26 protein-coding genes, 4 tRNA genes and 1 other RNA gene are annotated in these 24,439 nt (G+C 65.7%); 20 read left to right on the top strand and 11 right to left on the bottom strand.

Annotated features, from left to right (window positions below):
• Nucleotides 1-21: 21 nt before the first annotated feature.
• The 4 genes from WD184_03830 to WD184_03815 all read left to right on the top strand — a co-directional run bounded on the left by WD184_03830 (nt 22) and on the right by WD184_03815 (nt 1,905).
• Nucleotides 22-110, top strand: a tRNA-Ser gene (locus WD184_03830).
• A gap of 68 nt (nt 111-178) precedes the next feature.
• Nucleotides 179-265 (top strand) — tRNA-Ser (locus WD184_03825).
• Between the two features lie 42 nt (nt 266-307).
• Nucleotides 308-397, top strand: a tRNA-Ser gene (locus WD184_03820).
• A gap of 794 nt (nt 398-1,191) precedes the next feature.
• The gene (locus tag WD184_03815) at nt 1,192-1,905 is read left to right on the top strand and encodes a zinc ribbon domain-containing protein (GenBank protein MEX0825873.1); all 714 of its coding nucleotides are present in this window, start codon (nt 1,192-1,194) and stop codon (nt 1,903-1,905) included.
• Nucleotides 1,906-2,031: 126 nt separating this feature from the next.
• On the opposite strand, the gene WD184_03810 is transcribed toward WD184_03815, so the two are convergent.
• Nucleotides 2,032-2,625 carry a hypothetical protein gene (locus WD184_03810; protein MEX0825872.1) on the bottom strand — a complete coding sequence of 198 codons (594 nt, stop codon included), beginning with the start codon at nt 2,623-2,625 and terminating at the stop codon, nt 2,032-2,034.
• Between the two features lie 405 nt (nt 2,626-3,030).
• The gene (locus WD184_03805; GenBank protein ID MEX0825871.1) at nt 3,031-3,294 is read right to left on the bottom strand and encodes a hypothetical protein; all 264 of its coding nucleotides are present in this window, start codon (nt 3,292-3,294) and stop codon (nt 3,031-3,033) included.
• Nucleotides 3,295-3,637: 343 nt separating this feature from the next.
• Here WD184_03805 and WD184_03800 point away from each other — a divergent pair, with 343 nt between their 5' ends.
• Complete coding sequence (locus tag WD184_03800) at nt 3,638-4,096, top strand: hypothetical protein (protein MEX0825870.1); 459 nt, start codon at nt 3,638-3,640, stop codon at nt 4,094-4,096.
• A gap of 66 nt (nt 4,097-4,162) precedes the next feature.
• Here WD184_03800 and WD184_03795 read toward each other — a convergent pair whose 3' ends face one another.
• Complete coding sequence (locus WD184_03795; GenBank protein MEX0825869.1) at nt 4,163-4,732, bottom strand: hypothetical protein; 570 nt, start codon at nt 4,730-4,732, stop codon at nt 4,163-4,165.
• A 307-nt stretch (nt 4,733-5,039) separates the two neighbouring features.
• Between WD184_03795 and WD184_03790 the strand changes: the two genes are divergently transcribed.
• The 5 genes from WD184_03790 to WD184_03770 all read left to right on the top strand — a co-directional run bounded on the left by WD184_03790 (nt 5,040) and on the right by WD184_03770 (nt 8,326).
• Nucleotides 5,040-5,327 (top strand): hypothetical protein, encoded by a 288-nt coding sequence (locus tag WD184_03790; GenBank protein MEX0825868.1) that lies wholly within the window; start codon nt 5,040-5,042, stop codon nt 5,325-5,327.
• Between the two features lie 106 nt (nt 5,328-5,433).
• Nucleotides 5,434-6,588: a hypothetical protein gene (locus WD184_03785; GenBank protein ID MEX0825867.1), complete on the top strand. Its 1,155-nt coding sequence runs from the start codon at nt 5,434-5,436 to the stop codon at nt 6,586-6,588.
• Between the two features lie 111 nt (nt 6,589-6,699).
• Nucleotides 6,700-7,062, top strand: a complete 363-nt coding sequence (locus WD184_03780) for a hypothetical protein (protein MEX0825866.1) — start codon at nt 6,700-6,702, stop codon at nt 7,060-7,062.
• Between the two features lie 69 nt (nt 7,063-7,131).
• On the top strand, nt 7,132-7,353 hold the full coding sequence (locus WD184_03775) for a hypothetical protein (protein MEX0825865.1): 222 nt from the start codon (nt 7,132-7,134) through the stop codon (nt 7,351-7,353).
• A 505-nt stretch (nt 7,354-7,858) separates the two neighbouring features.
• Nucleotides 7,859-8,326 carry a hypothetical protein gene (locus WD184_03770; GenBank protein MEX0825864.1) on the top strand — a complete coding sequence of 156 codons (468 nt, stop codon included), beginning with the start codon at nt 7,859-7,861 and terminating at the stop codon, nt 8,324-8,326.
• A gap of 75 nt (nt 8,327-8,401) precedes the next feature.
• On the opposite strand, the gene WD184_03765 is transcribed toward WD184_03770, so the two are convergent.
• Nucleotides 8,402-9,592 carry a Fic/DOC family N-terminal domain-containing protein gene (locus WD184_03765; protein MEX0825863.1) on the bottom strand — a complete coding sequence of 397 codons (1,191 nt, stop codon included), beginning with the start codon at nt 9,590-9,592 and terminating at the stop codon, nt 8,402-8,404.
• A 511-nt stretch (nt 9,593-10,103) separates the two neighbouring features.
• Between WD184_03765 and WD184_03760 the strand changes: the two genes are divergently transcribed.
• On the top strand, nt 10,104-10,775 hold the full coding sequence (locus WD184_03760) for a hypothetical protein (protein ID MEX0825862.1): 672 nt from the start codon (nt 10,104-10,106) through the stop codon (nt 10,773-10,775).
• Nucleotides 10,776-10,799: 24 nt separating this feature from the next.
• On the opposite strand, the gene ffs is transcribed toward WD184_03760, so the two are convergent.
• The 5 genes from ffs to WD184_03735 all read right to left on the bottom strand — a co-directional run bounded on the left by ffs (nt 10,800) and on the right by WD184_03735 (nt 14,675).
• Nucleotides 10,800-11,066: signal recognition particle sRNA large type (gene ffs, locus WD184_03755), an RNA gene on the bottom strand.
• Nucleotides 11,067-11,189: 123 nt separating this feature from the next.
• Nucleotides 11,190-11,819: a class I SAM-dependent methyltransferase gene (locus tag WD184_03750; GenBank protein ID MEX0825861.1), complete on the bottom strand. Its 630-nt coding sequence runs from the start codon at nt 11,817-11,819 to the stop codon at nt 11,190-11,192.
• Nucleotides 11,816-13,102: a serine--tRNA ligase gene (gene serS, locus WD184_03745; protein MEX0825860.1), complete on the bottom strand. Its 1,287-nt coding sequence runs from the start codon at nt 13,100-13,102 to the stop codon at nt 11,816-11,818. The genes WD184_03750 and serS overlap by 4 nt, the downstream gene beginning before the upstream one ends.
• A gap of 125 nt (nt 13,103-13,227) precedes the next feature.
• On the bottom strand, nt 13,228-13,677 hold the full coding sequence (locus WD184_03740) for a DUF4446 family protein (protein ID MEX0825859.1): 450 nt from the start codon (nt 13,675-13,677) through the stop codon (nt 13,228-13,230).
• The gene (locus WD184_03735; GenBank protein MEX0825858.1) at nt 13,677-14,675 is read right to left on the bottom strand and encodes a hypothetical protein; all 999 of its coding nucleotides are present in this window, start codon (nt 14,673-14,675) and stop codon (nt 13,677-13,679) included. The genes WD184_03740 and WD184_03735 overlap by 1 nt, the downstream gene beginning before the upstream one ends.
• 165 nt (nt 14,676-14,840) lie before the next feature.
• Here WD184_03735 and WD184_03730 point away from each other — a divergent pair.
• Nucleotides 14,841-14,924 (top strand) — tRNA-Leu (locus WD184_03730).
• Between the two features lie 85 nt (nt 14,925-15,009).
• Here the strand turns inward: WD184_03730 and WD184_03725 are convergent.
• The gene (locus WD184_03725; GenBank protein ID MEX0825857.1) at nt 15,010-15,390 is read right to left on the bottom strand and encodes a MerR family transcriptional regulator; all 381 of its coding nucleotides are present in this window, start codon (nt 15,388-15,390) and stop codon (nt 15,010-15,012) included.
• 374 nt (nt 15,391-15,764) lie between these two features.
• On the opposite strand from WD184_03725, the gene WD184_03720 reads away from it, so the two are divergent.
• The 8 genes from WD184_03720 to WD184_03685 all read left to right on the top strand — a co-directional run bounded on the left by WD184_03720 (nt 15,765) and on the right by WD184_03685 (nt 24,052).
• Entirely contained in the window at nt 15,765-16,541 is a 777-nt protein-coding gene (locus WD184_03720; protein ID MEX0825856.1) for an FkbM family methyltransferase, read from the top strand.
• A 39-nt stretch (nt 16,542-16,580) separates the two neighbouring features.
• Nucleotides 16,581-17,243, top strand: coding sequence for a DUF3662 and FHA domain-containing protein (locus WD184_03715; GenBank protein ID MEX0825855.1), 663 nt, complete (start codon nt 16,581-16,583; stop codon nt 17,241-17,243).
• The gene (locus WD184_03710; protein MEX0825854.1) at nt 17,240-17,668 is read left to right on the top strand and encodes an FHA domain-containing protein; all 429 of its coding nucleotides are present in this window, start codon (nt 17,240-17,242) and stop codon (nt 17,666-17,668) included. Before WD184_03715 ends, WD184_03710 begins: the two co-directional genes overlap by 4 nt.
• On the top strand, nt 17,665-18,378 hold the full coding sequence (locus WD184_03705) for a PP2C family serine/threonine-protein phosphatase (GenBank protein ID MEX0825853.1): 714 nt from the start codon (nt 17,665-17,667) through the stop codon (nt 18,376-18,378). Before WD184_03710 ends, WD184_03705 begins: the two co-directional genes overlap by 4 nt.
• The gene (locus tag WD184_03700) at nt 18,375-19,664 is read left to right on the top strand and encodes an FtsW/RodA/SpoVE family cell cycle protein (GenBank protein ID MEX0825852.1); all 1,290 of its coding nucleotides are present in this window, start codon (nt 18,375-18,377) and stop codon (nt 19,662-19,664) included. The genes WD184_03705 and WD184_03700 overlap by 4 nt, the downstream gene beginning before the upstream one ends.
• The gene (locus WD184_03695) at nt 19,661-21,058 is read left to right on the top strand and encodes a penicillin-binding transpeptidase domain-containing protein (protein MEX0825851.1); all 1,398 of its coding nucleotides are present in this window, start codon (nt 19,661-19,663) and stop codon (nt 21,056-21,058) included. The genes WD184_03700 and WD184_03695 overlap by 4 nt, the downstream gene beginning before the upstream one ends.
• A 23-nt stretch (nt 21,059-21,081) precedes the next feature.
• Nucleotides 21,082-23,718, top strand: a complete 2,637-nt coding sequence (pknB, locus tag WD184_03690) for a Stk1 family PASTA domain-containing Ser/Thr kinase (protein MEX0825850.1) — start codon at nt 21,082-21,084, stop codon at nt 23,716-23,718.
• Between the two features lie 91 nt (nt 23,719-23,809).
• A complete protein-coding gene (locus WD184_03685) occupies nt 23,810-24,052 on the top strand; it encodes a cell division protein CrgA (GenBank protein MEX0825849.1) in 243 nt (80 codons plus the stop codon).
• Nucleotides 24,053-24,197: 145 nt separating this feature from the next.
• Here WD184_03685 and WD184_03680 read toward each other — a convergent pair whose 3' ends face one another.
• Nucleotides 24,198-24,437, bottom strand: a complete 240-nt coding sequence (locus WD184_03680; protein ID MEX0825848.1) for a hypothetical protein — start codon at nt 24,435-24,437, stop codon at nt 24,198-24,200.
• Nucleotides 24,438-24,439: the final 2 nt, after the last annotated feature.

Raw genomic sequence — 24,439 nt, 5'->3', positions numbered from 1 at the left:
GGCCGGAGCCGGAGCTGATCTGGAGGGGTGGCCGAGCGGACGAAGGCGGCAGTCTCGAAAACTGTTGGGCCGGGTTTCCGGTCCCGTGGGTTCAAATCCCACCCCCTCCGCTCATTGGTTCGCACGGCTGGTCCTTGTTCCCTCTGGCAGGGGCTGGGGCCGGAGCCGGAGCTGATCTGGAGGGGTGGCCGAGCGGACGAAGGCGGCAGTCTTGAAAACTGCTGAGCCCTCCGGGGCTCCGTGGGTTCGAATCCCACCCCCTCCGCGCGAGGTGTCACAATGTCACGGCTCGGGACTTCCCGAGCATGGAGAGGTGGCCGAGTGGTCGAAGGCGCTCGCCTGCTAAGCGAGTAAGGGGTGTTAAACCCCTTCGAGGGTTCAAATCCCTCCCTCTCCGCCGATTATCGAGCAACTCCACCCTGATGTGATCGCCGTGGCCGAGGGGACGGTGCGTTAATGTGCCCTGATGCCTCAGGCTGCAGCAATCTACGCCCGCATCTCTTCTGACCCCGACGGGACCCATCTGGGTGTCGATCGTCAGATCGACGACTGCGAGGCCCTCGCTGCCTCGCTGGGCTGGGTGGTGGGCGACGTCTTTGTGGACAACGACGTATCGGCCTACTCGGGTCGCCGTCGTCCCGAGTACGAGCGGCTGTGTGATGACATCAAGGCAGGGACGGTGGACGCCTTGGTGGTGTGGCATCCCGACCGGTTGCATCGGAGTCCGAGGGAGTTGGAGGACTTCATCGACCTGTGCGAGAACGCCGGGCTGTCGGATATTCGGACGGTGCGGGCGGGTGATGTTGATCTGGCGACGCCGCAGGGTCGGATGGTTGCCAGACTGGGCAGCGTGATCGCCCGCTCCGAATCAGATAAGGCTGCCGACCGGCTGCGCCGCAAGCATCTCGAGTTGGCTACGAAAGGGAAGGTGTCGGGTGGCGGTGCCCGCCCTTACGGGTACACCAAGGACCGGCTCCATGTCGTCCCCGAGGAAGCCCCCATCATCAAAGAGGCAGCGAAACGGACGCTGGCTGGGGAGTCGGCCCGGTCGATCTGCACCGACTTCAACGAACGAGGTATCACCACGAGCATGGGTGGGGAGTGGACTCCGAACACGTTGAATCGGATGCTGCGCTCGGCCCGTATCTCTGGACGCCGAGAACATCGCGGTGAGATCACCGCCAAAGCCGAATGGCCCGGAATCATCACCCCGGCCCAGTCCGACCGTCTCCGGGCCCGGTTGAGCCGGGGGGGGGGGGGGGGGGGGGGGGGGGGGGGGGGGGGGGGGGGGGCCATACGGCCGGCCCCCCCCGCCGCTACCTACTCACCGGCGGACTCCTCAGATGCGGCCGCTGCCGCACCCCAATGGTCTCCCGGCCCCGCTCCGGCGGACAGCGCCGCTATGTGTGTGCCTCCGGCCCGGGGTTCGGAGGCTGCGGCAAAATGGCGATCACCGCCGACGCGGTGGAGGGTTTCGTTGCTCAAGCAGTCCTTTACCGCCTCGACACCCCCCAACTCGCCGCCTCCCTTACCGAGACCCGCAGGACCAACGCTGAACACGACCAGCTCGCCGCCTCGATCGCCGAGGACACCGCCATGCTCGAACAACTCGCCCGGGACTACGCCGATAAGGCAATCAGCCACACCGAGTGGTCCGCTGCCCGCACACCGATCCAAGGCCGTATCGACCAGGCCAAGCGCCGCCTCTCGCGCATCTCGCGTACCCATCGAATCGACGACTACGTCGGCAACTCCCAAGCCCTTGCCGACGCCTGGGCCGACCTCGACCTCAGACGCCAACAAGCCATCATCGCCACCGTCCTCGACCACGTGACCGTCAACCCGGCCGTTCAGGGTCGGAACCGCTTCGACCCTTCCCGCCTCGATCCGACCTGGCGGCTCTAACAGGCTCCCGGCCCTCCCCCAGCAACGTCACCACCCGCTCCACCGCCGCCGGCTCCTCCACCCTCACCGGAACACCCTGAGCCGCCGTGGACTCAACCACCCAAGCCACCACCTCGGGATCGTGGCTCAGCGCCATTGCAACCACACCGCCGAAGGGCCCCGCCACCCCTCGGTGCCCTCCGACCGCCAGATGTAGTCCGGTGGCCCACCCATCCGATCCGACGCCGCCCCGATCGCCTCCTCCACTGTCGGCGCCCAAATCTGCTCAACCTGGGGTTGGAACCCCTGCGCCACGTCATACCTATTCAGGCCACCCGCCCCCGACCCCATCTCCTTGCCCAGATACTTCGACAGATACCGGGCCGCCACCCGGGCCTCGCCCCGCACCCCCGACCCCACCGGGACACCTTGGATCAACTTGATGAAGACGAACCCCCGGCCCCACGAGGACTCGATCAGACCGCGGGCAACGAACCGTCCTACCGCGAAATGCACATGCCAGCCATGCCCCGACTTGTGCAACTCCGGCACCCACAGATACGGAAACGCCTCATCGAGACCACGACGGAGCGAACGAAAGAACCGGGAGATATCGGCCCGCACCGCCCGGGGGTCATGCTCACCCTCACCCGCATAGGTCAGCGTCCCAAACCGATTCAGACCATTCGCCGCGCAATAGCGGCGGACCTTCCCCCGCGCCCGACGAGCCGCTTCCTCCACCGCCCGACCCTCATCCGGCTCCGTGGCCCACCCGCCACCGGACCCGGGGCGGCGTCTGTTCAGCCCGCGGAACGACCCGCCAGCCTCACCAGCATCGGGATACAAAGATAGGAACCAACCGGCTGCCATAAGACCGCCCCCACGAAGACACCTGGGAAACCGGCGGTCTCAACATTGGCGGTCTTTGCCGCGGACATCACATACCGGCCCGCGAAGCATAGCCCCCACCCAAACCTAGAAACACACAGTTGTCATTCAAGAAGCCTCGGCCACCGCCTCCGTTCCTCCCTAACCTCCGAACGCGGTCACCCGAGGGGCGAACCGGGGCACCAAACCCACGACAACGCCGTGACGAGTTTCGTTGCATACTCAAGTCAAGAAGGGCAAGTGGACCCGATGACCGATTCAGGCGACGACGGCTCCGATGAGCAATGCTGCACCAGCCAGAGCGCTCCCGATGTTTAGGCGAGTGGTCCCGTTCGGGACATCCAACGGGTTCCCTCTTAGGGCGTAGTTCGAGGCGATCCCAGCCGACCAGAAGCCTACGACCGCTACCGCGACAGACACCCACATCCACGCGTCGAGTTCCCGTGCCTTGAACTGCCAAGCCGCCAGGCCCGCCAGGATCACTCCGATCCACCACTGAATGCCGGCACCCATGAAACGCATTACAGCTCCAGAGGACTCACGCCAGGTCCCCACAACCTCGTCATCATTTCCTCAAATGTGAAAGCCCCAAGATCGAGGAAACCTTCAACGACCTGGCCTGCGACAGCGGGCGAAACTATCGTGTCCTTGAACATGTCTCGGCGTGATGGATACACGGCTTCCGCGATGGCTAGCGCGATCATCGGATTAGAGACCCGACCCTGAGCCAGCAACCGGTTGAAGAGGCCCTTTCGCATCACGCCCTTCAACACGCACGGTCCTCCGTCTCGTTGTAGGCGAATCCTACCGCTGCCGCCTTCACGTTTCCGATGCCGGGATCGTCATTCGCTGTATCCTTCTTCTCTTGGATTGGATTCTCGCCTCGTTCGCTGGTCTCTCGGCCCTGGCGGCCATTGTCTCGGCTCTCGCGTCGCGCCGGTCCGCATCCAACGCAACCGCTTCCTACCGCCCGTACATAGCGATTACAGCCAACAGCATCGTCTGGTCGGGAACCACGGCGGTGATGCAAGTCTTCATCACCAATTCAGGACCGGCCCCTGGTCGGATCACCGGACAGCACAACGTCGTCGGCCTCCCAAATGAGACTCGCATATCAAGCGGCGGTGAAACCAGCGTGGATGTCATTTACCCAGCCGAGAAAGAGACGACCAGCTTCCGCCTCGGAGTCGAGGTCGGATGCACCGCGGAGGTGAGGTTGGAGTACGAAAATCTTGCGGCGACCCGCCGATTCTGGTCCAGCATCGAATACAAACTCCCCCCTGCTCCCGGCGATCCCACCATCAGTGCGCGCGACGGGAATTGACGGACCAGTCGCCACCTAGACCGATTTCTCTCGGGTGACATTTCGAACGCTGGCCCAGGCAGGAGTTCACTCATCGATCCACACGCTCGAAGCCTCAAGATCGCGAACATAGTGCATCAGGTTGCTGCTGATCTTCGAGAGTACGAGCGGGAGGTAACGCCCCAGCTCCTCCAGGTCAGGCGTGTCGCGCTGAGGTCCGCCGTGGTAGTTCCGCAGATAGCGGAGCACGTCGCCTCGCTCTGTTGGGGGAAGCTGATCCAGGGGATCGTCGGGGTCCAATCCGTGAAGGTTGGACAGATGCACGAACGCGCAGCCGAACCTGTAAACGATTTCACTCCACCCTTGCAGGCGGTCGGCAAGTGCCACCATGTCGCGATCTGTGACTCTCCGCGCCCGCCCCCGTGTCGTCCTCACGCTCCACGTCTCCCCCTCAACGGTCATCCGCATTAGGTCTCGCCGCACCTCCAAGTCTTCGACATTGAGCAAGTAGATGACTCGAATCATCGAGTCCAGCTCTTGACGAATGATCGAGAACGTGGGGCTCAGAGCTACCGGCGCATGACCCACGCGACCCATCGCCGTCTGATTCTCGATGGATCGGTTGCGGATCAGTGCGCAGAACGCCTCTTCAATCATGGCCGCCAGCCTGCCTCCTTCGAGGGGTCGGCGCAACGGGCAACAACCATGGTACGCCCGCGGCGTGTCCCGAAGTCAGGTGTCACTAACGAACGCTGACGGAGGGTGTGCCCAGTGCCCTGATCTTGTCGGGTGACATTTACGGACGCTGGCCGAGGCCCTGCGTTGTGCCCTGAAGCCTCGGATGACATTTACGTACGCTGGCCGAGGGCGGCGATCGACACCATGACCAGCGCGCCGACCATGCCGTACAGTGGGCATGCCCCACAGACGTAGCGGGACGATGACGAACTACACATCCACCGAAATGGCTATCCCCACCTCGACGGCGGCGATGCTCGTTCCCACGACGTGTCGACCGCCGTGGGCCAGGAACACGTCGCTCTTCCCCCGGATGGCTTTCGACCCCAACCAAGGTGCGCTCGTTGCGGAGCGGATCGATCCGAAGGATGCCCCGCGGGTCTTCAACTACAACCTCTATGCACTCACGGTGACCTCGACCGGCTACTTGATGGGCGGACCGGTTCCGACGTCCAGCGGATTCATCGGACATCACTCCTCGTCACCGAGCACCTGGTTCAACGACCTTCACTGAGGTGAGTTCGCCGCCTCGGATGACATTCCCGCACGCTGGCCGAGGGGGCGTCTCTATTACCTGGTCGCCGGCCCACGAGCCGCGCTAGCGGCCGTACGATTCGATGGTGCGCTCAGGCATGGCCGCCACGTTCGTCGCCGTCGTTCTGGTCGGCGCGTGCACCTCGGGGCCATCGGCGACCACCGGTCCTTTGGTCAGCTCGACGACTGCCGGAGCGACGACCTACCCGCCGGCCACGACGACGGTTCCGCCGGCCACTCTGCCGCCACCTTCATCGCTTCCCGAGACCCCCCTGGTGTCGGAGGGCTGGTCGCTTCAACCCGGGGATTTCCTGGTCTCCAGCATCCACGGTGTTCGGGTGGTACGGGAGGGGGCTGTCGTCTCCCGCCCTGTCTCCTCTCCCGTGGAGATCGCCTTCGCCGACGAGTCAGGGGCCATTGTCTTCGTGACGCCCCACCCGGATCTATTCCCGGACCGGTGGCCCGACCGCCAGAGCGGTGGCGGAGGCACCATGTGGCGGCTCCAGCCGGATGGAACCCTGGTCGTGATGCTCGACTCAGGCGGGGACAGCCTCGAAGGGCCCGAGGGCACCCTCACTCTCTACGCGGTGGAGGTGATGAGGGGCGCAGCCACCGAGGACCCTGGTTTCGGGGTCACACCCATGCTGGTTGTGGACCCCGTTGCCGGCTCCGATGAGCTTTGGATTACACCGCTTGGACATGTCTTCCCCTGGCCGAGACCCGCTCCCCCCAACGAGGAGAACATCACCGGCGTGGGGTGGCAGGAGCCGCCGGGACCCGGACGGTTCATAGTGGCGATCGAAAACGATGCGGAAGCCTGGCTTGAAGGTTGGGATGCCGGATTCGGGTTCCTCGACCCGTTCTTCTTGGTGAACCCAGTTCCCCGAGGTACGCCCTGTCGGGACGACCCACGGCTGAGCAATTGCCTCGGCACCGTGACCACTCTCCCCGGAACACCCCTGATCGCCTACACCGAGTCCGACTCACGACACACGGTGACCGAGCTCGTGATCTACGACACCGAGAACCGAAAAGAACGGCGACGACTACTGGTTGCCGAGGAGCCGATCTACGTCAGGCAGATCCATGCATCGGACACCCAGATAGTCGTCAACCTGGTTCGTCTGTTTGGGGACAGGTCTGTCCACCTGCCAGCGATGGTTATCGATCTCGCTAACGACGCCATCGAGAGGGTCCCCATCCCCGGGGTGACGACCATCGTGCGACCACCGCTCGGATGACATTTACGAACGCTGGCCGACAGTGGAGAAGGCACATCTGATCGCGGTCCTGTAGGCGAGGAGATCCGCTGTGCTGTTGGAGTGCTCCTAGGTCGGACCACAATGTCCGCCATGAAGCTCCGGGTCCTGCTCTTGGGGATCGCAATCAGCGCTCACGCCTGCGGTGGAGACACGGCCCGAGGCTCCCTCTGTGCTGATACGCAGGCGGCTCTCCGGCCAGCGGAGGGTCTCGATCTGACTCGGGACGCAGGGGTGGCCAAGTATCGCGCCATGCTGATCGAGGTAGGGACACTGGCGGAGAGTCTCATTGAAAGCGACCGCGCCACGGTTGCGCCCAAGCTGGACGCGGTCATCGCGGAACTCGACGCATCACTGGCGGGTCAGGGTTCCTCGTGGTCCAGCGCCGATCTCATGGAGACCCTGTGGGACTGGTGTGGGCATGATGTGGGACTGGCATACTTCGTTCAGCCCTAGTCCTCTGATGACATTTACGTACGCTGGCCGAGGGGGCGCCCCTACCGTGAGGTGCGGCGGAGGTGTCAGATGTCCGGGAAAAGGGTCCGCATCATCTTTCCACTTGTAGCAGGGCTCGTCGTGCTGGTGCTCCTGTTGCCATGGTCGGGGATCGACCCGTTCCCGCCCGAGTGCTACTCGATCCTCGGTTACGTCGTCCCGTGCGGAGGGGGGTTCGCGCCCGCCTCCGCGATCGCGACCGCGTTCGTGGTGTGGCTCGGGTTCTTCGCGGTCCATCGTTTTTGGCGGTAGTCGGGAGACTGCTGTCCAGCTCCTCGGGTGACATTTACGGACGCTGGCTGAAGGGACGGTCAGCGCCCCCAGACGACCTCGGCCTGGGCTGCACGTTGGCGTAGCTCAGCCCCGTCGATCTCGGCGCTGGTCTCGACGATCCCGTGCGCCGGCCAGGCCGCGAAGAACTTGAGTGGCCCGTCCGGCGGAAGAGGCCACAACCACCCCCGCGCTCGGAGCGCACGTGCTCGTTGATCGACCGGCCTTGTAGGATTTGGTGATGTCTCCGCGCTGGGCTCTAGTCGCCTCTGTGATCGCTCTAGCCAGCGCCTGCAGCTCACCAGTTACGGGACCGACCACCACCACATCCCGAGAAGCTGTGACGACGCTCCCCGCGCCGACAACGACTCCTGTCGCCGGCCATGCGGGACCCGTCACTCGACCCTCGCCCATCGAGGACGAACCGTCTCTGACTGAGTCCGAGGCTCTCGACCATGACGCCGCTCAAATTGCCAAGCAGTTCGGTATGCCGTTTGACGTTGTTCGTCAGCAGCTGGATTACCAGATCGCCTTCGGCGATCTCCTCAATCGCATTCCCGAGGACATCGTGCTGTCCCAATTCGCGGGTGCGGCGCTGGACCGGTTCAATCCTGGCACGGCCACGATCTACTTCAAGGGTGAAGTGCCCCCTGAGGTGGTCTCGTTGGTGGGTAGTGCTGGTGTTTCCGGTATTCAGCTGCAGGGGGGGATGAGGTATTCCAACGAGGACTTGAAGACTCTGAAACGAGCTGTGGTCGACACCGTGAAGGAACTGGGATACTCCCAGCTGACCCTCAGCATCGAACCCGGAACGCAACGTCTCGAACTCCTCGTCGTTGATTACCCCGGATCGTCGTTCACTACCGCCTCCGAGCTAGCCGAGGCAATCGCCATCAGACTCGACGACACCTTCCAGGTGGCTCCCCATGACCTGATGGTTGAGATACGTCCCTGAAGGGGCCCCCTTGCCATGGCTCCCATACCTCGGGTGACATTTACGTACGCTGGCCGAGGGCGTGGGATCACACCCCTAGGTTGATCCCACCGAGCTGAACACGCGCGGATTCCAATACAGGCGGCCGTACGACGCGTTGCCGTACTCCTCAAGCAGCCCCACCTCAACGAGCTTGGCGATCGCGTTGCGCGCGGCCTGATTGGTCTTCTGGTATCTCGCCTCCGCGTCGGCTACTGAAAGGATCGGGTACTCGATTAAGTCGTCGGCAATGTCCACGGCAAGTCGGCCCCGCGGAATCCGCGTCCGGGCGGTCTCGGACAGTTGTTTTCTCAGTTCGACAAGGCGGTCGATGCGTGCTCGGGCTTGGCTACTGGCAGCGATCAGCGCCTGGGCGAAGAAGGCGACCCACGGCTCCCAGTCGCCAGTCACACTCACGGCGAGGAGTCCGTCCTTGTAGGCATCCTCGTGGTCCTTGAGCCACGGCGAGATTGCGAGGACGGGTGTCCCGATCACTCCCGACCGGCGCAGTTGGAGGGCCGCTGCGAGGCGTCCGACACGGCCGTTCCCGTCGTGATAAGGGTGGATTGTCTCGAATTGGTAATGTGCTACGGCCACACGTGCCAGCACTTGGACCAATGCGCTCCTGTCTCCTTCGATCCACGAGATCCAGTCGTCAACGAGAGCCTCAAGCTGATCGCCAGGCGGTGGTGGGATGAACCGGGCTTCGGTGATCGGCCGATTCCGGGGGCCGATGAATACCTGCGACGTTCTGATGGCTCCGGCTTCCGTCCCGTCCGAGTCAGTACCTCGCACGATGACAGCCTGGAGATTGGAGAGGAGGCCCCGGCTGATTGGCTGCTCGTGGACAGCGGCATGGCCCAACTCGGCGGCCCGCGCGTAATTCAGCACCTCTCGGACACGCTGCGGGACCACATCAGGGCGAATCTCGGTCTCAGCCGCCTCCGCTGCAAACACCTCAGAGAGGTCGGCGTACGTACCTTCAAGAGCTGATGTTCCCACGGCTTCGAGACGTGTGGTGAATTTCGACACGAGCGTCGGGTTTGGGACTTGCGGAGACGCCGCGTCAAGTCGGCCCAGCTCCGCCATTGCATCGCTGATCGCCACCCAGGTTTGGGTGCCGATCGGCACCCGCTCCGGCAGGGGGTCGGGCAGGTATGCGTCGAGGTCATAGTCCTCGTCAAACCGATGGTCGTGACCCCGGATGCGTACCGTCCGCCCAATGGGTGAACTACTCAGGTCGTACACAACTTGGACTCTAGCTCAGTTATTGGTAGTTCCAGTGCTGAAACTTGGATTTCATGCGTGTCATTCCAAGTTACAGGCATCTGCCCAGGTCGACTCCCATGTGCTCTCGCGACACTGGCCGAGGGTCTTGTTTCCTCACCCGGAGGGGGAGATGGACGGAGGGAGGCGCTCAGACCGGGTAGCGTTCTTGGAGAGTGGCCCCTGGGTCCAGGCTTCTAGTGACCACCCAACCTGAGCGCCCCCCTCCCCGGGAGCCCTTCGCCTCGACCGGTGTGTCTCAAGCTCTAGTGACATTTACGTACGCTGGCCGAGGCCCTGCGTTGTGCCCTGAAGCCTCGGGTGACATTTACGAACGCTGGCGGAGGGGACAGCGATGTCCTCAACGGCTCGAGTGCTCGGAGGGTCTCTCGAACAGGAAGTCGAAGTCCTTCCTCCAGGTTCGCTGGCACGCACGCAACCTCGCGGGGTCGACGGTTGACAACTGCCGCGGACCGACCCGATCATCGATCCCATGCCGGTCCGGATCTTTCTCGAGCGTGGGCCCAAGGGCAAGAAGGCGGTTGCCTTCGCCGTCGATTGGCCGGGATGGAGCCGGGGGGCGAAGACGCCCGAGATGGCGGTCGAGTTCCTCGCGTCCTACCGCGAGCGCTATCGCCCGGTCGCCGTGGCCGCCGGCATGGGGAACCGGTTCACCCGGGAGGGCGCTCGCCTCGAGGTGATCGAGGACAAGATCGGCACCCCCTCGACCGACTTCTGGGGTATCTCCTTCTCCCCCTCCGCCACCGAAACCGAGCCGATGACTGCCAGGGAGATGGACCGCAAGATCAAGTTGGTGCAGGCCTGCTGGGCGTACTTCGACAAGTTGGCGGCGACCGTGTCTGCGGAATTGCAGAAGGGCCCGCGCGGCGGTGGCCGTGATCGCGACCGGATCATCCGTCACACGGTGCGCAACGAGAGTGAGAGCTTCGCCAAGCAGGTGGGGTTGCGAATACCGGAAGAGGCGGCCCTCACCCCCGCCGGGCTGCGCAACCACCGGACCAACTACGTCGAGGCGATGCATGCGTACAACGCAGGCGAGGGCAGAAGGATGCGCAGTTGGAACCTACCGTTCTTGATCCGCCACAGCGCGTATCACGTCATGGATCACGCGTGGGAGATGGAGGACAAGGACCTCTCCGGCTGATTCCTCCGGCTGCAGCCGCGATGATCGTGCGCCCCGCCTTCGAGTGTCGACAACCGGCGCGTTCCGGGTCGCCGGCTCCAGCCAGGCTGCCCTACGGCACCCGGGTCACCCGCTTAGGGCTGCTTCCTTCCGGATCTGACCCGATTCACCAGTTTCCCGCCGCGTAGGACCCGGCCTTCAACACCACGTATCCGGCGCTGACCCAACCATCGAGCACCCTCAGGCGGGGATTCGGCCCCGCGTAAAGAGGATTTCGGGTTCAAGGCACCCCTAGCGCCCCGCCTAGCACGATCGATCCGAGGCTAACTGACGCGCGAGAGTTGAGGATTCCTCGCGGCAGCCATTGCGACGTGCAAGCCCCGACCGCCGACCTACGGGTTTCGCCTCTCGCTCTTCGCCTTTCGCAGCCGAGCGTCAATGAGGCTTCTTCAGCACCACTCCGTAGACGAACCCCATCGGGCCCATCCTCCACACCTTCTCCAGCGTCAGTGGTGCGTCGGCGTAGAGCACCTCGGGTTGAGGGAGGCTCCCCAGGCTCCGGTGCAGGTAGCGGTACTCGCCGACCGCGCCGACGGCGGCTCCGGCGACGGGCAGAACCACGGCGGTGCCCATCGTGTGGAGCGCTCGCTTCACCCGTCCTTCGGGCCTCCCCAGATCGACGATGGCGGCCACGCCGCCGGGGCGGAGCACCCGGGCGATCTCCTCGAGGGTCGCCGGCACCGAGTCGAGGTTGCGGAACACGTACGCCGAGAACACCCCGTCGAACGACCCGTCGGGAAACGGCAGCGCCTCCCCCTTGCCGACCACCCGCAACTCCGTCGGGTTGAGGCCGAGCATCTCCGGTGCCGGGTCGAGGGCGATTATCTGGCGGTCACGCAGGTCGGGGTTGGCGGCACCGGTGCCGGCGCCCAGGTCGAGCACCCGCCCCGGTGGCAGGTGAGCGATCGCGGTGCGCCGCCAATCGTCGTCCTTGCCGAGCGAAAGCACGCGGTTGAGGCGGTCGTAGCGGCGTGCAATTCGAGAAAAGATCTCCCGGCTGCTCACGGCGCGAGCCGGTCGGTGCCCAGCGCGGGGCGAAGCACCTCCGGAACGATCACCGATCCGTCCTCCTGCTGGAAGTTCTCGAGAATGGCGATCAGCATGCGACCGACGGCCACTGCGGTCCCGTTGAGGGTGTGGACGAAATCGGTACCGGAACCAGACCGGTATCGGATCTTCAGCCGCCTCGCCTGGTAATCGGTGGTGTTCGAGCACGAGGTGATCTCGCGGTACGCCCCCTGGCCGGGGAACCAGGCTTCGAGGTCGTACTTCTTGGCAGCCGAGTCGCCGAGGTCGCCGGTCGAGACATTCACCACCCGGTAGGGGATGCCCAGTTCGCGTACCAGCGACTCCTCGATGCCGAGGATCCGTTCGTGCTCGGCCCAAGAGTCGTCGGGGTGAACGAACGAGAACATCTCGACCTTGTCGAACTGATGCACCCGGAACATCCCCCGAGTGTCCTTGCCGTACGTGCCCGCCTCGCGGCGGAAGCACGTGGAGAAGCCGGCGTACCTGATGGGCAGATCGGCGGACTCGAAAATCTCGTCGTAGTGCATGCCGGCCAGAGGGACCTCCGAGGTGCCAACGAGGTAGAGGTCGTCGCTCTCGGTCAACTGCCCGTCCGGACCGCTCGCCCCCACCGCGTACACCTGGTCGCGAGCGCCCGGAAAGAACCCCGTGCCGAACAGCGCGGTGTCGCGCACAAGCACCGGGGGGATCACCGGTACGAAGCCCTCGGCGATGAGACGCCCCATCGCCCACTGCACCAGGCCGAACTCCAGCAGGACCGCGGCGCCCTTGAGGTACGCGAACCGCGAACCGGACACCTTGACGGCGCGCTCGATATCGATGATACCCAGCGCCTCACCGAGATCGACATGGTCCTTCGGCTCGAACCCGAACGATGGAGCCTCGCCCCACCTGCTGATCTCGACGTTGTCTTCCTCGCCGGCACCGATGGGAGCCGACTCATGGGGCGGATTCGGAAGGGGTGTCCACAGCCCCTCGAACCGTGCATCGAGCTCGTCGGCGGTGCCCAGGGCGGCCTTGTAGTTCTCGGCGAGCACCGCCACCGCGTCGATCGCCTTCTGCTTGTCGGGTCCGGACAGGCCCGCGATTTCCTTGCCGGCTCGGTTCTGTTCGGCCCGCAGTTCCTCGGCGTGGACCCGTGCCGCTCGTCGTTCCTGATCGAGAACGACCAGCGCCGTCACGTCGATCGTCAGTCCGCGACGCCGAAACGACTCGGCCAACCCCTCGGGATCATTGCGAAGCAGGGCGACATCAAGCATGCGTCAGATGGTAGAGCGACCGCCTCCACCTCCCGTCTCCCGCAAGAAAAGAGAAGACCCAGAAAAGTCGCTCTGCGTTCTTGCCAATCGCCAATCGCCAATCGCAGGGCCGAGCGAAGCTCGGCCTACTGCCCCCCCAGGGCTCGCTCTACCGCTGCCTGCTCCTCAGGCGACAAGGGCTCGGTGCCCTGGCCGTCGCTGATCATCTTGGTGAAGAAGAGGGTCTGGCGGGGCCCATGGAGCAAGGTGATGACCAGGCCGTCGCGCCGCTCGTTGAGGAGGGCGATCGACCGTGACAGGTGACCGGTGCGCTCGTCCTGGGCATCGAAGGTGACCACCGCGGCGTACCGGAGCGCACCCGGCATCCGCTCGGCCAACGACTTCACCAGCGGCCCAAGGCGGGCGACAGCGGCCTCGACATTCGCCAGATCCTCGTCGAATCCGCGGATCGATTCGAGGAGGTTTCCATCACGGGGGATCGACGCGTAACGCCGCCGCTCCTTACCCAGCGAGACGAGCGCAACAACGGCGAGCGCCAGGGCTACCAGCGCGATCCCCAATCCAAGGACGTCCATCAGGATTCCTCGTTCACCGCGAAACGGAATGTGATCGAGTCGTTCTCGTCATCGTCATCGCCCGGGGGAATGAAGACCAGCACCTGATAGAAGGTGTCGGGTTTCACCGGGAGTTCGCTGAACAATACGGTCCGCGCGGCGCCACCCGCGATGCTGTCGATCTCAATGCTCGCGGTGTACTCCTCGCCGTCGCTCGAGACCAGCTGCAGGCTCACGACGATCTCCACGCGGTCGGCGTTGCCACGGTTGACGATGGTGGCCTCGATCGACTGGCTGGCCGCGATCGGCACCTCGGGGATCCCCCCGCTCTCCCCGACCGGTGCAGGGTCGAGCCGCAAATCGGCCACCGCGAGATCGTCAACCTCCGTGAGCCCCGGGGTGAGAAACATCCGCCGCGCCAGCGACACCGGTTCGAAGAGGGGATCCGACTCGGCGGGCACGAAAGTCACCGATGGGAATGCTCCACCGAGCAGCGTGGTGTCCACGTCGGCCACCTCGGACATGAACCCCTGGTAGGCGCGGTCACCCACCCGCAGATCCACCACACCGCGGGCGAGCGAGGTGGCTCCGGTGCCGTCGGTGTCCACCGGGTCGGATGCCAGGGCGACCAGTCCCGCCCGGGCGTGACTGAGACCGTTCCTCCACGAGGTCGTCGCCATCTGGAGCCAGAGGTCCGCTCGCTCGAGACCCTCCGGAGGATTGGCGGACGCGAGCAACGTGACCAGTTCGTCGGAACGCCCCTCGAGGTCTTCGAGTGTCTGCAGCATGCGGGGGCGGGTGAAGCCCTCGATCCCCGTGATCATCTCGCTAAATGAAGCCGCCGCCGAAGCCTGGCCCGTCGCCACCTCGTAAATGGCGTCCAGGTACCCCCGGGTCACCTCTGCCTCGCCCTGGGCGCGCGTCACGCCGTACGCCACGGCACTGACGATGCCGACGATCGAAATGATCAGAATCGTTCGGCGGCGTCGTCTGCGACGAATGGCCGGGGTGTATGTCACAACGCATCCTGTCCAGTGGCGCGGCGGAGTCTCCCCGCCGGAGCAACCCGAGACGGTACCGGGACGCTCAATAGGATGCCCCATCTGGGCACGAATGCAGCCGAATCGCCGAAAAATCGGGCCCAGAAGGGCCGCCAGACACCGGTGGTACGATTCCCGCCCTCTGGGCGAGTGGCGGAATTGGCAGACGCGCAGGCCTCAGAAGCCTGTGGGGTAACACTCGTGGGGGTTCGACTCCCCCCTCGCCCACTGTGTTCATTCCCGGGCCGACTTCGGCCCTTCGGGCCGAACAGTGCGAGGCCTGCTCCGCAGATTCCGGGCTGCCCTTCGGTGGCTACGGCCCCAACGCTTCGAGAGCGTCGGTTGCTATGTCCAGCTTGAGGCGGAGCTTGGCGATCTTCGCCTGGGTGTGTGCAACAAGATCGTTCAGCCGCCGCAGATCGGCGGCCGACGGCGCTTCCATCGAATCGATGGCCAAGAGCTCGACGAGGTGCTCGAGGGCCATACCGGTCGGTTTGAGCACCTTGACCAGCTCGAGTCTCCGTATGTCATCGACCCGATACAACCGGAAGCCCCCGTCCGTACGTCCCGAGGGCACCACCAAACCGATCTCCTCGTAGTACCGGATTGTCCGCAGCGACAGGCCGACGCGTTCAGCCACTTCGCCGATCTGGAAGAAGAGCGAGTCGTCCCCCGGGTCATGAGTCTCGATCATGTGCCTAATCTACCGTTACGTAAGAGTATGAGACGGAAGGGCACCAAATGATTGGACCGGTAACGAGGATGGAGGTCGCCCAAGCGGTGCGGGCGGCTTTCCATGGGACGGCGCCCAAAAGATCCGAGATCGTCACAGCGGCCCGCGACGCCAGGGCTCGATCTGAGGTTCTGTCGATCCTCGACTCACTCCCGGATCAGCGATTCCGCGAGGTCCGCGATCTCTGGACCGAGTTGACTGAGATCCCGGTAGGCGTCTGACGGACAATGCCAGAGATCTCTTCGATTGGTGAGTCGGAACCTGAGGGTTCCATTCCAGCGCCCTCTGCCCAACCGCCCCGCAAGCGGGGTTCTCGGTGGCGGAAACTCTCGTTTTTGGCCTCGTTCGCCCGCGCCGTGTCACCGCTATTGGCGGCCGCCGCCGCGATGAAGGTCTTTCAGAGGAGAGTCGACGTCGGTGAGATGACTCTACTGGTCAGCGCGCTGGATCTTTCAGTGGGTCGGGGCCTGATCCGCGACCGAATCTGGGAGGCAGCATCGACCAAGGTATTCAAGTCGATCGTCCACCCCGGAGACACCGTCGTCGACATCGGAGCACACCTCGGATACTTCACGATCATGGCATCGAAGGCGGTAGGAAACGATGGAAGAGTGCACGCCTTCGAGCCTGATCGCCGGAGCCGCGCCCTCCTCGCGAAGAACATCGAAGCGAACCAGGCCACGAACGTCGCCCTACTCCCCTATGCCATCGGCAATACCACCGCCAACCAGGTGCATCGCCTCAACGCAGCCGCTCCCCTCACGCGGCTCGACACCGTGCGCCTCGACGATTACTTCGAACCGGGCGACACCGTCGATGTGGTCAAGTTGGACATCGACGGCGGGGAGATCGAGGCGCTCGACGGGATGCGGCGACTGGTCCGAACGAGCCCTCATGTGCATCTCCTGATCGAACATGACCCGTGGCAGCAAAGAGTGAGCAACCGGTCGACCGAGGAACTCCACCACCAGTTGGCTTCTCTGGGCTTCGTCCCCGTCGTGTCCATCGATGAGGCGAGTGGCGAAATCCGAGACGTGGACTGGTCGACACCAGACCTCGGTTCGAAGACCGTGAATCTCCTGCTACTCAAGGAAGACGACTCGGGTCGGTAGTCGGTCCCCTCCGCGGTCCCCCCCGGTACCCTTTCGCCAATGGGACTGGCACGCGGCCTTGAGCGCCGGTTGGAGCGGATGGTCGACGGCCTTGCCGCGCGGCTGTTCAAGGGTCGGGTTCACCCCGTCGAGTTGGGAAGCAGGCTCGTTCGCGAGGCCGATCTCGCCCAGTTCGATACACCGGGCGGTCCTGGAGCACCCAATGCCTTCCGAGTGACGATGGGCGGCGAGGACGAGGTCGAACCAGAGGTGTTGACTGCGGTGCGGGCCGAACTCGCCCAATTCGTCGAAGACGCCGCCGCCGACCGCGGATGGCGCCTCGACGGACTCGCCCGGGTCGATGTCGAGATCGACCCTGACGCCCGACCATCCGAGGTCGGCATCGAATGCTGGGTCGAGCCGGGACCGAGGCCTCCATGGGCACGGCTCGAGCCGATTGCCGGTGGGCCCTGGATTCCCATCGGCGTGAACCGGGCGGTGGTCGGCAGGTCGTCCGGTGCCGATATCCATGTCCCCCGCGACGACGTGTCCCGAATCCATGCCCTCATCTGGCAGGAGTCGGGCTCGGCGTGGTTGGCCGACCTCGGCTCGTCGAACGGCAGCCATGTGAATGGCAAACGGGTGCTCGAATCCACTCCGATCGTCGACGGTGACATCGTGTCGTTCGGCGGCGCCGAGTACTTCGTCAGGCCGCCTGAATGAGCGACACGATCGTCAACGTGTCCAAGGTGGCGTTCGTCGCGTTGCTCTATCTGTTTCTTTTCTATGTGGCGCGGGCGGTGCGGGGGCACGTCGCAAGCGACAGCCCCCGGGGGCGCCGGCCCGAGGCGGCCGAACCGCTGCCGCTGCCGGTGCTGGTGGTGACCGCTCCTGGTACCGAGCCGCGTACGATCGATGTCCGCAAGCCCCTGGTGGTCGGCCGGAGCGCCCAGGCCGACGTCACTATCGAGGACGCATTTGCGTCGGACCAACATGCCCGCTTCGACACCGCCGGGGGGCGCCTGTACGTCCAGGATCTCGGCTCCACCAACGGCACCACACTCAACGGCGAGCGAGTGACCGAACGGAGGGTCCTCGCGAGAGGAGACACGATCCGAATCGGGGCCACCATCATGGAGGTGCGATGAGGTTCCTCTGGGCAGCGCTGACCGATGACGGCCGGGTACGGGACCACAACGAGGACGCGATCTGGCCAGAACCGGGGTCGGGCGAGAGCATCGGCCCGCTCCTGGTCGCGGTGGCCGACGGCATGGGGGGGCATGCCGGCGGCGAGATCGCCAGCAGGACCGCCATCGATACGGCCGTCGGCGTCGGCGGCACCGCGGCCCTCCGGATTCAGGCGGCCAACCTGGCGGTTCTCGACGATGCCAACCACCAGCCGCGGCTGGCCGGGATGGGGACCACCCTCACCCTCGCGGTGATCGAGCCCGACGGCCGGGTCGACCTCGGACACGTCGGCGACAGCCGCGCCTACCTCTTTCGTGCCGGCGCTCTGAAAAGGGTGACCACCGATCACTCCTACGTCAGCGAGATGATGGCGGCCGGCCGCCTCACGCCTGAGGAGGCCGCCGTGCACCCGTACCGGAGCGTGGTCACCCGGGCGATCGGGCTCGAGCCTGCGGTCGATGTCGACACTTTCGAGCTCGAACTGACGCCGGGCGACCGACTGCTCATCTGCTCTGATGGCCTCTCGTCGCTGATCGATGACGCGGCGATCGCTGGCGTGCTGAAGGAAAGCGACCCTGCAGCGGCCGCCCGGGGCCTGGTCGAAGCGGCCAATCGAGCGGGTGGGGACGACAACATCAGCGTGGTCATCGTGGACACGGTCGACGAGTGAGCAAGAGGGCCGAAGTCGCCCTCATCGGGTTTGCCGCGGCCATCGTCGCCGCCGGCACGGCCCTGGTCACCCTCACCGTAGACGATCGGATCACGATCGACACCGTCGCCGCCGCGGCGACCCACCTCGCCGCGTTCGGCGGGCTCTTGCTGGCCTTTCGGGCGTGGGCACCTGCCGCGAGCCGGCTCCTGCTGCCGCCGGTCGCGTTCGTCACCGCTCTGGGCTCGATCGAGGTGTTCCGGATAGATCGCGACCTGGGTCGAATTCAGCGTTGGTGGCTGCTGCTCGCCGCGGTGATCGCCACCGGGGCGCTCCTCGTGCTGCGTAAACCCGGCGTCGAGCTGCTGCGGAGGTTCCGCTACCTCTTCCTCGCCGCCGCATTGGGTCTGCTCGTGCTGCCCCTGACGCCATCGACCTGGCCGCTGGGCGGGGCAACCGTCAACGGATCGAGACTGTGGGTCAGGCTCAACCTCGGGGACCGCACCCTGTCGTTCCAGCCCGGCGAGGCAGCGAAGGTCCTCCTTGTCGTCTTTCTCGCCTCGTTTCTGGCCGACCGATGGCAGGCGCTCGCGGCGATGCCTCGCTCGGTGGGGCCGATCAGGTTGCCGGAGCCCCGGCAGTTGCTGCCTGTCTTGATCGCGTTCGGGGTGTCGCTGGCGGTCCTGGCCTACCAGAAGGACCTCGGCGCATCCCTGCTGCTCTTCCTGACGTTCGTGCTGCTGTTGTTCGTCGCCACGGACCGTCTCACGTATCTGGTCGCGGGCGGGGTCCTTGCGGTGGGCGGCGCTTTCGCCGCTGCGGCCGCGTTCGAGCATGTCGCCGTCCGCGTCGATGCCTGGCTGCGGCCCTTCGATGACTTCGCCGGGGGCGGCTACCAGGTGGCCCAGAGCATCTTCGCCCTCGCTGACGCGGGCATCTTCGGAGCGGGCATCGGCAACGGCGCCCCCTACCTGGTGCCGGCGGCCGCGACCGACTACGTCTTCGTGGCGATCACCGAAGAGATGGGCCTCGCCGGGGGGATGGCGACGCTGGCCGCCTACGCCATCCTGATCGCGGTCGGCTTCGGAATCGCCCTGCGGGCTACCGACCGGTTTCGCTCCCTGCTCGCGGCAGGACTGGCGATCACCCTTGCCGTGCAGACCCTGCTGATCGTTGCCGGGGTGCTGCGGATCTTGCCGCTCACGGGGATCACCCTGCCCTTTGCTTCCTATGGGGGCTCGGCTCTCCTGTCGAACCTGGTGATCGTTGCCCTGTTCGCCCGCATCTCCCACGAGGAACGGTCATGAAGGGCGCGATCCGCAGTGTTGCCTTCACCATGCTCGGGCTGATGGCGTTCTCGGTCGTGTGGTTGACCTGGGTGCAGACCCGGGCCGGCGCCCAGTACCGCGACGATCCGCGCAATGTCAGGGCGTTCGAGGCGCCCGCCGGCCCCAGCCGCGGCCGAATCATCACCTTCGACGACGTGGTGGTGGCCGAGGACGACGACGGCACCAGGCAGTACCCCGAGGGCCGCGCCTACGCCCACATCGTGGGGTTCGACAGCTCCGAGGCGCAGAGCGGCGTGGAGCGCACCCGATTCGCCGCCTTGGCGTCGCGCCACGATGGGTCGCTCACCGCCTGGCTCCTCGGGCTGCTCGGAGCCGACCTCGGACCGCCCGACGTTCGCCTCACGATCGTCGACGAGGTGCAGCAGGCGGCGGTGGCGGCACTCGGCAACCGCACCGGGGCGGTGGTCGCGATCGACCCACGCACCGGGGCGGTGCTCGCGTACGTGTCTTCGCCGTCGTTCGACCCGAACGACGTGGTGTCCGGCGACCTCAGTCCCACCAACGAGGGCGCGGCCGCGGCACTGCTCGACCGCGTCGCCGATCATGTGTTGCCGCCGGGATCGACCTTCAAGGTGCTCGTCGCCGCCGCCGCCATCAGGGCGGGGTTGAACCCCGACAGCGATGTCGTGGCCGGGTCGTCGTACACCCCACCCGGTGGCGGCATGCCCATCCGCAACGCCGGCGACGAGGGATGCGGCGGCGACCCGATCTCCCTCACCCGGGCACTGGTGGTCTCCTGCAACACGGCCTTTGCCCGCCTCGCCGTCGAACTCGGCGGCGACTACGTGGTGGCAGCGGCGGAGGCAGCCGGGTTCAATGGGGCGATTCCGTGGGAGACCGGGGCGGTGGTCTCGTCGATTCCCACGGGCGTGGAACTCCAGGCCGATCCGCCGGCCCTCGCCCAGACCGGGATCGGCGAACGTGACGTCAGAGTCACCCCACTGTTGATGGCCCTCATCGCCGCGGCGATCGCCAACGACGGCGCGGCGATGGCCCCCTACGTAGTCGACTCGGTGGTCGCCCCGGACGGCGAGGTACTCGAGTCCACAGATCCGCGGATGCTCCACCGCCTGGTCCCCCGGCAGGCGGCTGCTGCCCTGACCGAGATGATGATCGCCGTCGTCGAGAGCGGCACCGGGAGCCCTGCCGCCGTCGCCGGTATCGAGGTGGCCGCCAAGACCGGGACCGCCGAGGGCTCCGGCGGTCCCCACGCATGGATCATCGCTTTCGGTCCCACCGACAATCCGACCATCGCCGTGGCGGTCGTGGTCGAGGGCGGGGGAAGCGGAGGGCGGGTAGCGGGCCCGATTGCGGCGGAAGTGATCGCAGCATGGATCGAGTTCAGAAGATAGGCCCCCGGTTACCATCTGCATTCGTGGATTCGCAACAGGTCTTGTCAGACCGGTACGCCCTCGTCTCCCATCTCGCCCGCGGCGGGATGGCTGACGTATATGTGGCCGAGGACCGTCGCCTCGGGCGGCAGGTCGCGGTCAAGATCCTCCACAGCGAGTACGCCCGCAGCGAGGCGTTCATCGAGCGCTTTCGCCGCGAGGCTCAGGCCGCCGCCAACCTCACCCACCCCGGGGTGGTCGCCGTCCACGATTGGGGCCAGGACGACGGCACCTACTTCATGGTCATGGAGTTGGTGCAGGGCCGGAACCTGCGCGAGGTGGTGCGCTCCGAGGGTGCCCTCCTCCCCCGACGTGTAGCTGAGATCGGCGTGGACGTAGCGTCGGCGCTTTCGGCAGCTCATGCCCAGGGACTGGTCCACCGCGACATCAAGCCGGCCAACATCCTCTTGATGCCTGACGGCAAGGTGAAGGTCGCCGACTTCGGGATCGCCCGGGCCTTCGACGATCAGGAGCAGCTCACCCGCACCGGCGCAGTGATCGGCACCGCCACCTATTTCAGCCCCGAGCAGGCGCAGGGTTTTACCGCAGATTCCCGTAGCGACATCTACTCGCTGGGGGTCGTCCTGTATGAGCTGCTCACCGGCCAGCCCCCGTTCCACGGCGAGAGCCCGGTGGCGGTGGCCTATCAGCATGTTCGGGAGGAGCCGGAGCTGCCCTCCGACCTCAACCCCAACATCCCCCGGGGCCTCGAAGCGGTGGTGCTGGCCGCCATGGCGAAGCATCCCGACGACCGCTACCAGACAGCCGAGGACATGGCGGCGGACCTGCGCCGGGTGCTCGCCGGCCAGGTTCCGCTGGCTGCGCCCGAGAACGAAGCCCCCACCCGGGTCATGGCGGCAGTGGGAGCCGTCGGCGCGGGTGGCGTGTTCGCCGATGCCGACGATCCCTTCGACGGCCAGAGGACATATGTCGAACCGGCGTATCAGGAGCCGGGACGGGTCGACCGCACCACGATCACGATCGGTATCCTCGCCGCCGCCGCCCTCGTGGGCCTCGGACTCATCCTGCTGGTCCGGCTCTTGGGGCCATCCGGGGGCACCACGGTTTCGATTCCGAACCTTCGGGGCCAGACCGTCGAAGCAGCCACGGAGCGCCTCGAGGGCCGCGGCCTCGTCGTAGAGCAGCAGATCGTCGCCGACGACGACATCGAGACCGGCCGGGTCGCAGGAACCGATCCGGCGGCCGGGCAAGAGGTTGAAATAGGGTCCACCGTCACCTTGCTCGTTTCCGGCGCGCCAGGCACGGCCGAGGTGCCGGATGTGGTCAATCGGCTCAGGGCCGATGCCGAGGCCTTGATCGAGGCCGCCGGCCTCGAGGTGGGTACGGTGGTCTTCGAGGCTTCACCGGTGGTGGACGAGGACGTCGTGATTGCTCAGAGCCCGCCACCGGGTCAGATCGTGGACGAGGGCACCCTGGTCAACCTGACCGTCTCGGCCGGCGTCGATGCCCTGACGGTGCCCGACGTCGTCAATCAATCAGAGGCCAATGCCCTGTTCGCCCTGCAGCAAGAAGGGTTCGATCTCGCCCAGATCATCATCGAACGACGCCCCCACGCCGAGGTCCTCGAGGGATTCGTCATCGCGACCGAGCCTCCCGCCGGCGAACTGCTGCCGTCGGGCGGGACGCTTCTCCTCATCGTGTCCGAGGGCGCGGTCCCTTCGGTGGTCCCCAATGTCATCGGAATGACCGAGAACGCCGCCATCAACCGCCTCGAAGAGTTCGGGTTCGTGGTCAGCGTCGGCCCGAATCTCGTCCTCGAGTGGGACGACCCGAACGACGGCCGCGTGGCCGAGCAGGATCCGTCACCCGGCGAGACACACGAATTCGGCTCGAGCGTCACGATCCGCCTCGGCGAAGCCTCCACCGAGGTGACAGTGCCCAATGTCGACAACATGACCGAGAACGCCGCCCGCAATGCCATCGAAGGTGAAGGCCTGGTCTTCCAGCGCGGGGAAGACGTGTTGGTGGCCCAAGGCAGCTCCGATGTCGATCGTGCCGTCAGCCAGAACCCCGGCCCGGGGACGACCCAGCAGGTCGGCACCACCGTCACCGTGTCCTTCGGGGTCGCAGGCGCAGAAGTCCCCAATATGTTCACCAGTGGTGGTGGCGGGTGCCCTAACGCGGTGACCCGTCAGCAGGCCGAGCAGCGGCTCTCCGATGCGGGCCTCGTCTTGAACGCGCAGACTGCCAGCGACGACGAGTACTCGTACACCTTCGGCAACCACGCGTGCGAGGGCCGGGCCGTGCAGCAGACACCCCCGCCGGGCGAGATCGTCGCGGCCGGATCCTCGGTGACGGTCGTGTTCGACCCGGTCTTCGCCCCGCTCGACTACGAGATCTACGAGATGCGGCCCGACGGGCCGCCGCCCACCAACGCTAACAACCAATTCCCGGTGTTCACCTTCGAGCAGTCGGACGACTTCGGCGGCTTCTGCAACGACCCGAACGCGGCCTACCAGGGGAACATCAGGATGATCGACCCGGAACCGGAAGACCCGATCCCGTTCCAATCGAACCAGTACCTCATCACCTATTGGGTGGCCGATCCGGTCCTCGGCGGAGGCAACCCCTGCCCACCGTACGACGGCCCACCGCCCTGATCCTTGCCGCGGCGAGGGTCTGACTCCCGAGGTTCCGGTAGCCGCGACGAGCCCCCGCGGTGCCTCGGGGGCGGCCCGCTACCCTGGCCGCATGCCGAAGTCCAAAGGCCGCCGCAAGCCTCACCGCACCGTCACTCCGCCACCCGTGCACAAGGAGACCAAGGTCTCCCCGCGGTGGTATGTCACCCTGATGTTCGCCCTCATGGCGGGCGGGGTGCTGATGATCATCCTCAACTACATCGGGTTGTTCCCCGGCGGCCAGCGGAGCATCTACCTCTACAGCGGCCTCGGGGCCATCGGCATCGGATTCATGATGACGCTGAATCTGCACTGACCCCGAGCCAGCCCCGGCTCCCGCTCCGGCTCCAGCCAGATCCGAATCACACCTTTGTTGTTATCCACGGCTTATCAACACCTGTGGACATCGTCCGAGGGCTGACTTCGGGCCGGAGCCGTGGCCGGAGCGGGGGCGGCCTGCTTCAGGCGGGCTCCATCTCCTCTCGGCAGTGACGGGGGGCGGCGACGTCGTCTCCTTGGGCGTGGGTGATGGTGAGTCGCATCCCGCAAACCGCGCAGCGGAACGCCTGCTCGATGTCGACGATGTCGTTCGGATCGGGTTCGGGTGGCGCCGGCGTCGCCAGAAATCGGACTCCCCATACACCGAGCCCCATCACGGCAGCACCGATGGCGAGAGCGATGACGACCTGGACGACGTCCACGC

The sequence above is a fragment of the Acidimicrobiia bacterium genome, assembly GCA_040878325.1.
In the GTDB taxonomy this organism is placed as follows: domain Bacteria; phylum Actinomycetota; class Acidimicrobiia; order Spongiisociales; family UBA11373; genus JAUYIV01.
Note: the sequence above shows the minus strand (reverse complement) of the source record. Positions and strands in the feature narration are given on the sequence as shown.

Coding starts and splice junctions, on each gene's coding strand:
- WD184_03815 (MEX0825873.1), top strand. CDS start 1,192: ATGGCCCGGAATCATCACCCCGGCCCAGTCCGACCGTCTCCGGGCCCG.
- WD184_03805 (MEX0825871.1), bottom strand. CDS start 3,294: ATGCGTTTCATGGGTGCCGGCATTCAGTGGTGGATCGGAGTGATCCTG.
- WD184_03795 (MEX0825869.1), bottom strand. CDS start 4,732: ATGATTGAAGAGGCGTTCTGCGCACTGATCCGCAACCGATCCATCGAG.
- WD184_03790 (MEX0825868.1), top strand. CDS start 5,040: ATGGCTATCCCCACCTCGACGGCGGCGATGCTCGTTCCCACGACGTGT.
- WD184_03780 (MEX0825866.1), top strand. CDS start 6,700: ATGAAGCTCCGGGTCCTGCTCTTGGGGATCGCAATCAGCGCTCACGCC.
- WD184_03775 (MEX0825865.1), top strand. CDS start 7,132: ATGTCCGGGAAAAGGGTCCGCATCATCTTTCCACTTGTAGCAGGGCTC.
- WD184_03770 (MEX0825864.1), top strand. CDS start 7,859: ATGCCGTTTGACGTTGTTCGTCAGCAGCTGGATTACCAGATCGCCTTC.
- WD184_03760 (MEX0825862.1), top strand. CDS start 10,104: ATGCCGGTCCGGATCTTTCTCGAGCGTGGGCCCAAGGGCAAGAAGGCG.
- serS (MEX0825860.1), bottom strand. CDS start 13,102: ATGCTTGATGTCGCCCTGCTTCGCAATGATCCCGAGGGGTTGGCCGAG.
- WD184_03740 (MEX0825859.1), bottom strand. CDS start 13,677: ATGGACGTCCTTGGATTGGGGATCGCGCTGGTAGCCCTGGCGCTCGCC.
- WD184_03725 (MEX0825857.1), bottom strand. CDS start 15,390: ATGATCGAGACTCATGACCCGGGGGACGACTCGCTCTTCTTCCAGATC.
- WD184_03715 (MEX0825855.1), top strand. CDS start 16,581: ATGGGACTGGCACGCGGCCTTGAGCGCCGGTTGGAGCGGATGGTCGAC.
- WD184_03710 (MEX0825854.1), top strand. CDS start 17,240: ATGAGCGACACGATCGTCAACGTGTCCAAGGTGGCGTTCGTCGCGTTG.
- WD184_03705 (MEX0825853.1), top strand. CDS start 17,665: ATGAGGTTCCTCTGGGCAGCGCTGACCGATGACGGCCGGGTACGGGAC.
- WD184_03695 (MEX0825851.1), top strand. CDS start 19,661: ATGAAGGGCGCGATCCGCAGTGTTGCCTTCACCATGCTCGGGCTGATG.
- WD184_03685 (MEX0825849.1), top strand. CDS start 23,810: ATGCCGAAGTCCAAAGGCCGCCGCAAGCCTCACCGCACCGTCACTCCG.